This is a genomic window from Streptomyces sp. NBC_00986, assembly GCF_045162565.1.
Classification (GTDB): Bacteria; Actinomycetota; Actinomycetes; order Streptomycetales; family Streptomycetaceae; genus Streptomyces.
In genome coordinates, this window is record NZ_CP108733.1 from 5,015,609 (window position 1) to 5,028,458 (window position 12,850).

The window sequence follows — 12,850 nt, forward strand, 5'->3', positions numbered from 1 at the left end:
GTCACGCTCCCTTCTTGGTGCGGCGTTCCGTCGGTTGGGTCACCCGGTCGAGCATCAGGCCGAGGCAGACGATCGCGGCTCCGGCGACGAGTCCTGTGGCCAAGTCGCCCTGGGCCAGGCCGAATACGGCGTCGTAGCCGAGGGCGCCGCCGCCGACCAGGCCGCCGATGATGACGACGGCAAGGACGAGGACCACGCCCTGGTTGACGGCGAGGAGCAACGCCGGGCGGGCGAGCGGGAGTTGGATCTGCCGCAGCTGCTGGGCGCTGGTCGCGCCGAGCGAGCGGGCCGACTCCAGAGCGGCCGGGTCGACCTGGCGCAGGCCCTGCGTGGTGATGCGGACGACGGCGGGAAGGGCGTAGACGACCGCCGCTGCGACAGCGGGGGCGCGGCCGACGCCGAAGAGGGCGACGACCGGGATCAGGTACACGAACTGCGGCATCGTCTGGCAGACGTCGAGGACGGGGCGCAGGGCACGTTCGAAGCGGTCGCTGCGGGCGGCGGCGATGCCGGTCGCGAAGCCGAGGACGAGGGTGACGGCCACGGCGGCCAGCACCTGCGACAGCGTGTCGAGTGACGGCTTCCACACCCCGAGCACGCCGATCGCGGCCATGGCGAGGACGGCGGTGAGCGCGGTGCGCCAGGTGCCGATCACCCAGGCGAGAGCGGCGACGATCAGCAGCACCGACCACCAGGGAAGCCACTGCAGACCGTCGCGTACGGGGTCCAGGACCCAGGTGGTGAAGTGGCCGGCCCAGTCGGCGGTGCCGCCGAGGTAGGGGACGCCGGAGTAGAGGTGGGCGGTCATCCAGTCGACGACGCGGTTCACGGGTTCGGCGATGTTCAGGGTCCAACCGGAGGGCCAGTCCAGGGCACCGGCGAGACGGGCGACCACCGCTACGGCGACGGTGGCGCCGAGGGCGTACAGCCACGGGCGGAGAGTCGAACCCGGCTCACCTGCGGACTCGTCGGTCTGTTCGCCCGCTGCGGCCGTGACGCGGTCCAGTACGACGGCCAGGAGCACGATCGGGATACCGGCGGCCAGGGCCGCGCCCACGTCGACGGAGGCGAGGGCCTGGTAGACGCGGTCGCCGAGGCCTCCGGCACCGATGACGGAGGCGATGACGGCCATGGAGAGGGCCATCATGATCGTCTGGTTGAGGCCGAGGAGGAGCTGCTTGCGGGCCAGCGGGAGCCGGGCGGTGAGCAGGCGTTGGCGTCCTGTAGCGCCGAGGGACTCGACGGCTTCCAGGACCTCCGGGTCGGCGTTGCGCAGGCCGAGCGTGGTGAGGCGGGCCATGGGCGGGGCGGCGTAGACGACGGTGGCGAGGACCGCTGCGGGGACGCCGATGCCGAAGACCAGGACGACGGGAAGGAGGTAGGCGAAGGCCGGGAGCACCTGCATGGTGTCCAGGACCGGGCGCAAGGCGCGGTCCGTGCGTTCGGAGAGGCCGCCGGCCAGGCCGAGCAGGGCGCCCACGACGACCGAGGTGAGTACCGCGACCACCATCAGGGCGAGGGTCTGCATGGTGGGGACCCACATGCCGAGCAGCCCGCAGGCGAGGAAGGCGACGCCGGTCCCGATCGCGAGCCGTACGCCGGCCACCCGCCAGGCGACGAGGGCGCCGAACGCGGTGACGCCCGCCCAGCCCGCGGCGAGCAGCACCAGGTAGACGGCGCGTACGGAGAGGACGACGGCGTTGCTGATGTAGCCGAAGAAGTAGAGGAACAGCGGGGAGCTGTCGCGGTTGTCGATGATCCAGTCGTTGGCCCGGCCCAGCGGACCGGACAGGTCGACGGTGAGAGCGTGCGGCCAACTCCCGCTGGCCCAGTGCGCGTTGGCGAGCGGTACGAGGATCGCGGCGGCGAGCGCGAGGAGCAGGAGCTTGTGCGCGGCCCGGTGCCGGAGGACTCCGGGGAGGGCGAGGCGCGGGGCGGGTGCGGTGACCGTTGCCATCAGACCGCCTCCTTGCCGGTATCGGCGAGCTCCGCCCCTGCCACGACGTCCAGCAGCCGTGCGTGGTCGACCACGCCAAGACAGCGGCCGTCCTCGACGACGCAGGCGGGCTTTCCGCTGCGGGACACGACCTTGATCGCCTCGGCGACGACCGCGTCGGCCGCGAGCGCACCGGGGTGCTCCGGACCTCCGCAGTCACCTGGACGCATCGCCGTACGGACGGTCATGACGTCCGCGCGCGGTACGTCCCGTACGAACTCGCGGACGTAGTCGTCGGCGGGTGAGCCGACGATCTCCTCAGGGGTGCCGAGTTGGACGATGCGGCCGTCGCGCATCAGGGCGATGCGGTCGCCGAGCTTCAGGGCCTCGTTCAGGTCGTGGGTGATGAAGACCATCGTGCGGCCCTCTTCCTGGTGCAGCCGGACGACCTCCTCCTGCATGTCGCGCCGGATCAGCGGGTCGAGCGCGCTGAACGGCTCGTCGAACAGGAGGACTTGGGGGTCTACCGCCAACGCCCTTGCCAGGCCGACGCGTTGGCGCTGACCGCCGGAGAGCTGGCCGGGGCGGCGCTGTTCCATACCCTCCAGGCCGACCTTGGTGACGACCTCGGCGGCCCGGCGGCGGCGCTCGGCCTTGCCGACGCCCTGGATCTCCAGGCCGTAGGCGACGTTGTCGAGGACGGTGCGGTGCGGGAGGAGGCCGAAGTGCTGGAAGACCATCGCGGCGCGGTGGCGGCGGAGTTCGCGCAGCCGGGACTTGTCCATGGCGCGGACGTCCTCGCCGTCGATGGCGATGGTGCCGGCGGTGGGTTCGATGAGGCGGGTGAGGCAGCGGACCAGGGTGGACTTGCCGGAGCCGGACAGGCCCATCACCACGAAGACCTCGCCCTTGCGGACGTCGAAGGAGACGTCGCGGACGGCGGCGGTGCAGCCGGTGCGGGCGCGCAGGTCGGCGGCGTCGAGGGCGGTGAGTTCGGGGTCGGCGGGGATCTCGTCGGCCTTCGGGCCGAAGACCTTCCAGAGGCCGTCCACCGAGAACACGGGGTCACCGGAGGCACCCGTGCTCATGCTCGTGCTCGCGGAACTGCCGGACGCGTCAAGGCCATTGGGTGTGCTGACGGTGCTCATCGTGCACCACCTCCGATCAGGTCAACAGCCCTCTCACCGACCATGAGCACCCCGATCATCGGGTTCACGGCGGGCATGGTCGGGAAGACGGAGGCATCGGCGATGCGGATGCCGTCCAGGCCGCGGACCCTCAACTCGGGGTCGACCACGGCCAGTTCGTCGGTGTCGGCACCCATGCGGCAGGTGCCGGCCGGGTGGTAGACGGTGTGGGCGACCTTGCGGGCGTACTCGCTCAGTTCCGCGTCGCCGAGGATCTCCGGGCCGGGGCACACCTCACGCTTCAGCCAGCCGGCGAGGGGTTCGGTCCTCGCGATCTCGCGGGCGATGCGGATGCCGTCGACGAGGGTGCGGCCGTCGTAGTCGTCCTCATCGGTGAAGTACCGGAAGTCCAGGGCGGGTTTGACCGCCGGGTCGGCGCTCTCCAGGTACAGGCGGCCGCGGCTCTTCGGCTTGGGGATGTTCGGGGTCATGGAGACGCCGAACTCGGGGCGCTCGTAGCCGAGGCGCTCGGGGTTGTCGGTGAAGGGGACCTGGTAGAAGTGGAACATCAAGTCGGGGCCCGGGTGTTGGGGGTCGCGCTGCACGAACAGGCCCGCGTCGGAGTCCATCGCGGAGTTCTCCGGGATCGGCCCGTTGGTCTCCCAGACGATCACCGACTCCGGGTGGTCGAGGAGGTTTTCGCCGACGCCCGGGAGGTCGACGGCGACGGGAATGCCGAGCGCTTCGAGGTCCTTGCGGGGGCCGATGCCCGAGTGCAGGAGCAGCCGCGGGGAGTCGACGGCGCCGGCGCACAGGACGACCTCGCGGCGGGCGCGGACGAGGAGTTCCTCGCCGTCCTTGGTGCGGACGTGGACGCCTTCCGCGCGGGTGCCGTTCAGCTCCAGCCGGTGGGCCCACGTCTCAAGGAAAAGGGTGAGGTTGGGGCGCTCGTCCATCACCGGGTGGAGATACGCGACCGAAGCCGACGACCGCTTGTTGTTCTCGGGGTGGTAGGCGAGGTCGAAGAAGCCGACGCCGTCCGTGAAGGGCGCCTTGTTGAAGCCCTCGACGCGCGGGACGTCGAGCGCCTCCTGGGCCGCGTCGACGAAGTCGCGGGCGATGGCGTTCCGGTCCTTCTCGTCGACGGGGACGATGTTGTTGAGGAGGCGGACGTAGTACGCCTCCATCGAGATCGCGCCCCAGCCCTTGGCGCCGGCCTCCTCCCACTCGTCCCAGTCGGACGGCAGCGGCTTGAAGGCGATGAGGGTGTTGTGCGAGGAACAGCCGCCGAGCACGCGGGCGCGGCTGTGCCGGATGTGGGAGTTGCCGCGCGGCTGCTCGGTGGTCGGGTAGTCGTAGTCCAGCTCGCCGCCGAGGAGGCCCATCCAGCGGCGCAGGGTCAGTACGTCCTCGCGGCCGACATCGCTGGGGCCGCCTTCGATGACGGCGACGGTGACGTCGGGGTTCTCGGTGAGGCGGGAGGCGATGACGGATCCTGCGGTGCCGCCGCCGATGACGACGTAGTCATAGTCGTACTCGTTGTCGGGCATGGGGGTACTCACTCCAGTGGGGGCTGGGGGTTGAAGGGGACGTGGGGCCGTCGGCCCGCGAGCCGGACGCGAACCGAAACCCGCGAGCCGAACGCGGATCAGTGCGTGAACCGAGGCTCGCGAGCCGGAGAGGCGTCAGCCCGCGAACCAGCGCACCGGCCTGGGCGCCAGGTTCTGGTACACGTGCTTGGCCTCGCGGTACTCGGCGAGTCCGGCGGGGCCGAGCTCCCGGCCCACACCGCTCTTCCCGAAGCCGCCCCACTCCGCCTGCGGAAGGTAGGGGTGGAAGTCGTTGATCCAGACGGTGCCGTGCCGCAGCCGTCCGGCGACGCGGCGCGCGCGGCCCGCGTCGGCGGTCCAGACGGCGCCCGCGAGACCGTACTCGGTGTCGTTGGCGAGCGCGACCGCCTCGTCCTCGGTGCGGAAGGTCTCGACGGTGAGGACCGGTCCGAAGACCTCTTCGCGTACGACGGTCATCTCGCGATGGCACTGGTCGAGGACGGTCGGCTCGTAGAAGTAGCCGGTGGCGGGCCGGGTCGCGGTCGGCTCGGGGCGCTTGCCGCCGGAGCGCAGCACCGCGCCCTCGGCGAGTGCGGCGGCGACGTAGGACTCGGTCTTGGCGCGCTGCTGTTCGGAGACGAGGGGGCCGCACTCGACGCCGTCCTCGGTGCCGCGGCCGAGGCGGATCTTCTCGGCGCGGCGGGCGAGTTCGGCGACGAAGCGTTCGCGGACGGTCTCCTCGACGATGAGGCGGGCACCCGCGGAGCAGACCTGGCCGCTGTGGATGAAGGCCGCGTTGAGGGCCTGGTCGACGGCGGTGTCGAAGCCCTCCTCGGTGGCGCAGGCGTCGGCGAAGACGACGTTGGGGTTCTTGCCGCCGAGTTCGAGGGCGACCTTCTTCACGGTCACGGCGGCGGCCTGGGCGACCTTCGTGCCGCTGATGAGGCCGCCGGTGAAGGAGACGAGGTCGACGTCGGGGTGCTCGGCGAGCCGGGCGCCGACCGAGTGACCGGGGCCGGTGACGATGTTGGCGACACCGGCGGGCAGACCGGCCTCGACAAGCAGGTCGATGAGGGCGATCGTCGTCAGCGGGGTGATCTCGCTGGGCTTGACGACGAAGGTGTTGCCGGCCGCGAGGGCGGGCGCGATCTTCCAACTCGCCTGGAGCAGCGGGTAGTTCCAGGGGGTGATCAGCGCGCAGACACCGACGGGCTCGTGCACGACGACGCTGTGCACCTCGGGCGTGCCCGCGTCGACGACCCGGCCGGGGGCCTCGCCCGCGACGAGGTCGGCGAAGTAGCGGAAGGCGTCGGCGACACAGTCGATGTCGACGCGGCCCTCCTCCACGGTCTTGCCCGCGTCCCGGCTCTCCAGCAGGCCGAGCTCCTCGCGGTCGCGCACGAGCAGGTCGGCGACGCGGCGCAGCAGGGCGGCGCGCTCGGTGACGGGTGTGAGCGGCCAGGCCCCCCGACCGCCGTCGAAGGCGGCACGGGCGGCGGCGACGGCTATGTCCGTGTCCTTCTCGTCGCCTTCCGCGACCACGGCGAACGGCAGCGCGTCCGCGGGGTCGATGATCTCGCGCGTGGCGCCCGAGACCGCTTCCAGCCAGTCCCCGCCCGCGTGAATGGTCTTCCCCGCCTGCTGTTCCGTGTTGTCGGCCATGATCGGTATTGCCTTCCGTTCCTGTTCAGCGCCCCAGCGTCACCTAACTGTCACTCTCGGGGACTGCGAGCGCCTGCCCGGGACGTCCGTATGCATGCGCAATCCATGGCCGAAAGTGGGCCGAGTCACTGAACAGGGGGACAAAAGCCGCATCGCGACCATGGATTCCTCCGATTCCTTTGACTAAAGTCAAAGAACTATGGAGCCAGTCACGGAATCGACCCCCTCACCGGCACCGGCACCGGCACCGGTGAGCGCGGAGGACGTCGCCGCCTTCCGGCACTTCAACCGCTACTTCACCCGCCGCATCGGCGCGCTCGACGACCACTACCTCGGCCAGGACCGCCCCCTCAACGAGGCCCGGCTGCTCTTCGAGATCGGGCACGGCGTCTCGCTGCGCGAACTGCGCGGCCGACTCGCCCTGGACGCGGGCTACTTGAGCCGGATGGCGAAGTCGCTGGAGGCACAGGGGCTGGTGCGGCTGACCGTGCCGGCGCACGACACGCGCCTGCGCCAGATCGAGCTCACCGACGCCGGTCGCGTCGAGGCCGAGGAGCAGCACCGCCGTTCCAACGCGCTCGCCGCCGGCCTCCTCGCCACCCTCACCCCACCCCAACGCACCGAACTCACCCACGCGTTGGCGACCACCCGCCGCCTCCTCCGCCTCGCCGGCATCACGGTCGCCCTCGTCGACGGTGCCGCCGAGGACGCCCGCACCTGCCTCGACGCCTACGCCGCCGACATCGACGCCCGTTTCCCCGAGGGCTTCGACAAGACGGATCTCGTACGGCCGGAGGAGGTCACCGGGGACGCGGGCGCGTTCTTCGTCGCGTACGAGGAGGGGCGGCCGGTGGCCTGCGGGGCGCTGCGGACCCTGGAGCCGGGCGTCGGCGAGATCCGGCACGTCTGGGTGCACCCCGACGCCCGCCGCCTCGGCCTCGCCCGCCGCATCCTCACGGAGCTCGAACTGGCCGCCGTAGAGCACGACTTCGCTGTCGTACGGCTGGACACGCATGCGGCGCTCACGGAGGCGCAGGCGATGTACCGGGCGTGCGGGTACGCGGAGATTCCGGCGTACGTGGACCATGTCTACGCGGACCACTGGTTCGAGAAGCGGCTGGTAGTGCTTCGTTAGGTCTAGGCGACAGCGGCTGACCAGTCCCCCATCAACTCCCGCACGACGCCCCTCAGCCACGCGTGCGCCGGGTCGGCCTCGTGGCGCGGGTGCCAGGCCAACCCCAGGGGGAGCGGGGGTAGTTCGAGGGGTACCTCGAAGGTGACCAGGCCGAACGTGGAGGCCATCGGCAGGCCCCAGGAGCTGGTCAGCCCGATCAGGTCGGTGTCGCGTAGCACGAACATCGAGGCGGGCAGGGTGCCGACGGAGCCCACCACCCGCCGTTCCAGGCCGAGTTCGGCGAGCGCGGCGTCGACGGGACCGTGCAGCTTGCCGCGCCGCGACACGAGCAGATGGGACCCCGACTCGGCGAACCGCTTCGGGGTCAACTCCCCCTCCAGCAACGGATGTCCGGCGCGGACGATCCCGACCATCCGGTCCTCGTGCAGGGTCTCCACACGCACCTCGGGCGCCGTGGAGTCGATGACCCCCACCTCCAGGTCGGCGGTCCCCTGCCGCAGGAACGGCGCGTCGACATGGCTCTCGGAGAGAAACCGGATGCGGATGCCGGGCGCCTCCCGGGCGGCGCGTGCGAACAGGGCCGCGCCGTACAGGGCGGCGATCGCGTCGTGGCCGAGGATCGTGAACGTACGGCTGACGGTCCTGAGGTCGGTGTCCCGCCCCGGCGCGAACAGGGCCCGCGCCCGCTCCACCACCGCGCTCACCTCGGCGCGCACCGCCAGCGCACGCGGCGTCGGCACCATCTTCCGCCCGGCGCGCACCAGCACGGGATCACCGAGCGCCTTGCGGATCCGGCCGAGCGTGCGGCTCATCGCCGGTTCGGAGAGATGCAGCCGGTGCGCGGCACCCTGCACGCTCTGCTCCTCCAGCAGCACGTCGAGGGCGACCAGCAGATTCAGGTCCAGACTCCCCGGACCGCCGGAACTACCGGAACCGCCGGAACTACCGGGATTCGCGGATTGCGTCACACGCACTCACCCCCTGCAAAGGTTGCACTGGAAAGCAGGTCACCCCGAGCCTACGGTGACAGGGCACCCCCCACCACACCGGACTCCCTGGAGGAGCCGTGCCCTCACACGCCCTGAAACGGTCCACCCTGCCGACCCTCTGCGCCTGCGTCCTCGTCGCGCAGAGCATGGTCGCCGCCATCAACCTCCTTATCCCGCAGCTGAGTTCGTCCGCCCTGCACCCCTCGCACACCGAACTGCTGTGGATGGTCGACGCGTACGTCATCGTCTTCGCCGGTCTCCTCATCCCGGCCGGCGCGCTCGGCGACCGGCACGGCCGCAAGGGCGCGCTGCTCGCCGGGCTCGCCCTGTTCGCGGCGGGTGCCGCCACCAGCGCGCTCGCGCAGAACCCGGCGACGCTGATCGCGGGGCGGGGCCTGTCCGGCGCGGGCGCGGCACTCATCACGCCCGCGACGATGTCGATCCTGGTGCACCTGTCCGCCCCGGAGAACCGGGCCCGCGCCATGGGCAGTTGGACGCTCGCCCTCGGCCTCGGCGGCCTCGCGGGCAACCTCGGCGGCGGTCTGGTCGGCCAATTCCTGTCCTGGCGCGCCCTGTTCGGGGCGATGGTCCCGCTGGCCGCCCTGCTGGCCCTCGCGGTCGCCCTCACCACACCCCGCACGGAACGGTCCGCGCACAGCAACCTCGACCCCACCGGCACCGTCCTCCTGACCACCGGCCTGGTCGCGGTCCTCTTCGGCATCATCGAAGGCCCGGCCTACGGCTGGGCATCCCCGCGCATCATCGCGGCCTTCACCGCAGGCGCCGTACTGATCGCCGCGTTCACCGTCCACGCCCTGCGCTCCCGCACCCCGCTCCTCGACCCGCGCGTCTTCGCCTCCCCCACCCTCCGCGCGGCCACCCTCGGCACGGCCACCGGTTTCTTCGGCCTGTTCTCCCTCTTCTACGTCAACTCCCAGTACCTGCAAGGAATCAAGGGCTACGGCGCCGCCGTCACCGGCGTCGCGATCGTGCCGCTGACGATCGGCATGGCCCTCGTCCCGAAGCTCGCCGTCCGCTGGTCGCACCGCCCCCGCCCGGTCATCGGCACCGGCCTCGCCCTCATCGGCCTGGGCCTGCTGGGCGCGTCCACCGCCGACGCGGGCACCCCGTACTGGACGTACGCCTGCTGGCTGCTGGTGATCTCGGCGGGCACCGGGCTCTCCATGCCCGCGCTCACGGTCGGCGTCGTCACCTCGCTCCCGCCGCACCAGACGGGCCTCGGCTCCGGCCTGGGCACCTCGGCCCGCGAACTCGGCGCCGCCCTGGGTGTGGCGGTCACCGGCACGATCCTGGCCGCCCACCCCGACCTCGCCCACGGCATGGCCCCGGCGCTGCGCACGGTCGCCCTGATCGTCCTCGCGGCCACCGCGGTCGTGATCGTCGGCCACCGCGACCGTACGACCACCACACGCACTATCGCGTCCGACGAGAAACGCGTACTATCGCGTTCAGCCCGCCACTCCTGATCGGCAACTCCCCACACGTGCAACCGAGTTGAGGAGCCCCTGTGCCGTCCGCCCTCCTGAACCCCGTCCTCGACCTGGTCACCCTCCGAGCCACCCTCACCGCCGCCGAACCGGTCACCGCCCGCATGCGCCGCCTCCGCATCGAAGGCGACGCCCTCGCCGGCCTCGACGTCCACCCCGGCCAGCAGGTCCGCGTCCTGGTCACCGGCCTGACCCTCCGCACGTACTCCATCTGGCGCTACGACCCGTCCGGCGCCGTCGAGTTGTGCGTGCTGGACCACTCCGAGGGCGGGCCCGGGGGCCGCTGGGGAAAGAGCGTCGGCACCGGCGAACAGGTGCGCCTGCGCAAGCCCGAGGGCACCTTCACGCTCCGCCCCGACGCCTCCCACCACGTCTTCGTCGGCGAGGAGACGGCCTCCGTCGCCTTCGGCGCGATGCTGGCCGCGCTGCCCGAGGGGGCGCGGATCTCCGGTGTCGTGGAGACGGATTCGGAGGCGAACCGACTGCCACTGGCCCACGCCGACCGCCTCAACTGGCTGACCAGGGGCGGGACTTCACTCCCCGACGCGGTACAGGATCTCGCCCCCGATCCGGGCGGCATCGCGTACGTCGCCGGGGAGGCCCGTACCGTGCAGCACGTCCGGCAGGTGCTCGTACAGGAGTTGGGCTGGGACCGGCGCTCCGTCCTCACGAAGCCGTTCTGGGCGCCGGGGAAGCGGGGGCTGGAGTAGGAACCCGCCCCCGCCCAAAGGCAGTTCCCCCCGCCTACCGGCAGTTCGCGCCCGCCGGGCAGAAGGAATCCACCGCCGCGGCGAGCGGGCCCCTGACCAGCGCGGGGTCGAGGGACTCGGGCCCACTGGACCGGATCGCGTAGAGCGAACCGCCCGCCGCCTCGAAACGATGGTCGATCACCCGGCGCGCACCCTTGTCCGAGTCGTCGTAGCGATAGGTGAGTTCGGCCCAACTGGGGCCAGTGGCACGGTCGACGACCTGGTAACCGGGCTGCCGGGCGAAGCCGTAACCGGGGTCGTTCTCGGCGAGGTCGAGGGACTCGGCCGGGGAGTTCTCCGAGACGCGGAAGATCTGCAGGCGGCGGGTGCCGTCCGGGGAGTCGTAGGTGACCACCGGGGCCTGCGCGCCCTGCCGTTGGGTACGGGTCCAGCCCTTGGGGACGTCGACCGTGTAACCGGTGGGGTCCTGGGCGGTACGGTACGACGATCCGGGCCCGGTCGCGCTCGCACCGGTACTCGCCCCCGTGTCCACGTGGTTGTGCGTGCCGCGCCCGTGCGTGACGTACCAGACCCCTCCCCCGGCCCCCGCGCCCAGCACCACCGCGAGAGCCACCGCGAGGACCAGCCGCCAGGCGCGACGGCCGGAAGCGGGCGCGGGAGCCGGAGTCGGAGCCGGGACAGGAGCCGGCGACGACACCCACGCCGGCGCGGTCAGCGAAGTCTGCGTCTCCGCCGTGGACCACACCGCCCAGGGCGCCTGCCCCCGCTCCTCGCTCGGACCGCGCTCGGCACCGAAGTCCCCGGAGCCGTAGCCGGAGCCACCCCAACCAGTCATCACGAACCCCCCGAATCACCCACCACGTACCTCTTCCGAAGTTAGCGGCGGAAACAGGGAACGGGCCCCGCTCCGGCCGTAACCGGAACAGGGCCCGCGCAAGCCCGTGACAAGGCCGTCGAGAACGGCCCCGCGGGTGACTCCCCGCAGATGACTGGATGAGGCCGATGACTAGATCAGGCCGAGCGAGCGGACCGCCTCGCGCTCCTCCTCCAGCTCCTTCACCGACGCGTCGATGCGGGCGCGGGAGAACTCGTTGATGTCCAGGCCCTGGACGATCTCGTAGACGCCGTCCTTCGTGGTGACCGGGAAGGAGGAGATGAGGCCCTCGGGGACGCCGTAGGAGCCGTCCGACGGGATGCCCATGGAGGTCCAGTCGCCGTCCGCCGTGCCGTTGACCCACGTGTGGACGTGGTCGATGGCGGCGTTCGCGGCGGAGGCGGCCGACGAGGCACCGCGGGCCTCGATGATCGCGGCGCCGCGCTTGGCGACGGTCGGGATGAAGTCGTCGGCGAGCCACTGCTCGTCGTTCACGGTCTCGGCGGCGTTCTTGCCGGCGACCGTGGCGTGGAAGATGTCGGGGTACTGGGTGGCCGAGTGGTTGCCCCAGATGGTCAGCCGCTTGATGTCGGCGACCGTGGTGCCCGTCTTCTTCGCGAGCTGGGTCAGCGCGCGGTTGTGGTCGAGGCGGGTCATCGCGGTGAAGCGGTCGGCCGGTACGTCCGGGGCGGCGGCCTGCGCGATGAGCGCGTTCGTGTTGGCCGGGTTGCCGACGACGAGGACCTTGATGTCGTCCGCGGCGTTGTCGTTGATGGCCTTGCCCTGCGGCTTGAAGATGCCGCCGTTCGCGGAGAGCAGGTCGCCGCGCTCCATGCCCTTGGTACGGGGGCGGGCGCCCACGAGGAGGGCGACGTTCGCGCCGGCGAAGGCGACGTTCGGGTCGTCCGTGATGTCGATGCCCTGGAGGAGCGGGAAGGCGCAGTCGTCGAGCTCCATCGCCGTGCCCTCGGCGGCCTTGAGCGCCGGGGTGATCTCCAGGAGACGCAGCTTGACCGGCACGTCCGCGCCGAGCAGCTGGCCGGAGGCGATGCGGAAGAGCAGGGCGTAACCGATCTGGCCGGCCGCGCCGGTGACGGTGACGTTCACGGGAGTGCGGGTCATGGCGTTCTCCGTTATGACAGCTGGCGGTGGGGCGGCACTGCCCCGGGGTGCGGGACGTACAAATGATCGATCTCTTGGCATCAAGAGATCCACCGGTCAGGCTATCGCGCATCCGCGATCCCGGACTCCCGGGTCCGTGTGGCCCACCCCACAGCACCCCGACCGGAACACGCAAAAGGCGGCCGTCCGGCTCGGGAGAGGAACACCGGACGACCGCCGTGGGGGGAACCGGGGGTC

The 12,850-nt window shown here is 71.5% G+C and carries 10 protein-coding genes; 3 read left to right on the top strand and 7 right to left on the bottom strand.

Annotated features, from left to right (window positions below; translation table 11 throughout):
• Nucleotide 1: 1 nt before the first annotated feature.
• The 4 genes from OG504_RS21900 to OG504_RS21915 all read right to left on the bottom strand — a co-directional run bounded on the left by OG504_RS21900 (nt 2) and on the right by OG504_RS21915 (nt 6,275).
• Nucleotides 2-1,957, bottom strand: a complete 1,956-nt coding sequence (locus OG504_RS21900) for an ABC transporter permease (RefSeq protein WP_405991356.1) — start codon at nt 1,955-1,957, stop codon at nt 2-4.
• Nucleotides 1,957-3,024 carry a glycine betaine/L-proline ABC transporter ATP-binding protein gene (locus OG504_RS21905; protein ID WP_405996400.1) on the bottom strand — a complete coding sequence of 356 codons (1,068 nt, stop codon included), beginning with the start codon at nt 3,022-3,024 and terminating at the stop codon, nt 1,957-1,959. The genes OG504_RS21900 and OG504_RS21905 overlap by 1 nt, the downstream gene beginning before the upstream one ends.
• 56 nt (nt 3,025-3,080) lie before the next feature.
• Complete coding sequence (locus tag OG504_RS21910) at nt 3,081-4,613, bottom strand: GMC family oxidoreductase (RefSeq protein ID WP_405991357.1); 1,533 nt, start codon at nt 4,611-4,613, stop codon at nt 3,081-3,083.
• Nucleotides 4,614-4,748: 135 nt separating this feature from the next.
• The gene (locus OG504_RS21915) at nt 4,749-6,275 is read right to left on the bottom strand and encodes an aldehyde dehydrogenase family protein (RefSeq protein ID WP_405991358.1); all 1,527 of its coding nucleotides are present in this window, start codon (nt 6,273-6,275) and stop codon (nt 4,749-4,751) included.
• Between the two features lie 199 nt (nt 6,276-6,474).
• Between OG504_RS21915 and OG504_RS21920 the strand changes: the two genes are divergently transcribed.
• Complete coding sequence (locus OG504_RS21920; RefSeq protein WP_405991359.1) at nt 6,475-7,410, top strand: GNAT family N-acetyltransferase; 936 nt, start codon at nt 6,475-6,477, stop codon at nt 7,408-7,410.
• Between the two features lie 2 nt (nt 7,411-7,412).
• On the opposite strand, the gene OG504_RS21925 is transcribed toward OG504_RS21920, so the two are convergent.
• A complete protein-coding gene (locus OG504_RS21925) occupies nt 7,413-8,384 on the bottom strand; it encodes a LysR family transcriptional regulator (protein ID WP_405991360.1) in 972 nt (323 codons plus the stop codon).
• 92 nt (nt 8,385-8,476) lie between these two features.
• Here OG504_RS21925 and OG504_RS21930 point away from each other — a divergent pair, with 92 nt between their 5' ends.
• Nucleotides 8,477-9,886: an MFS transporter gene (locus tag OG504_RS21930; RefSeq protein WP_405991361.1), complete on the top strand. Its 1,410-nt coding sequence runs from the start codon at nt 8,477-8,479 to the stop codon at nt 9,884-9,886.
• A gap of 41 nt (nt 9,887-9,927) precedes the next feature.
• On the top strand, nt 9,928-10,617 hold the full coding sequence (locus tag OG504_RS21935; RefSeq protein ID WP_405991362.1) for a siderophore-interacting protein: 690 nt from the start codon (nt 9,928-9,930) through the stop codon (nt 10,615-10,617).
• Nucleotides 10,618-10,651: 34 nt separating this feature from the next.
• Here OG504_RS21935 and OG504_RS21940 read toward each other — a convergent pair whose 3' ends face one another.
• Nucleotides 10,652-11,452, bottom strand: a complete 801-nt coding sequence (locus OG504_RS21940; RefSeq protein ID WP_405991363.1) for a hypothetical protein — start codon at nt 11,450-11,452, stop codon at nt 10,652-10,654.
• 171 nt (nt 11,453-11,623) lie between these two features.
• Complete coding sequence (locus tag OG504_RS21945) at nt 11,624-12,613, bottom strand: malate dehydrogenase (RefSeq protein WP_033280123.1); 990 nt, start codon at nt 12,611-12,613, stop codon at nt 11,624-11,626.
• Nucleotides 12,614-12,850: the final 237 nt, after the last annotated feature.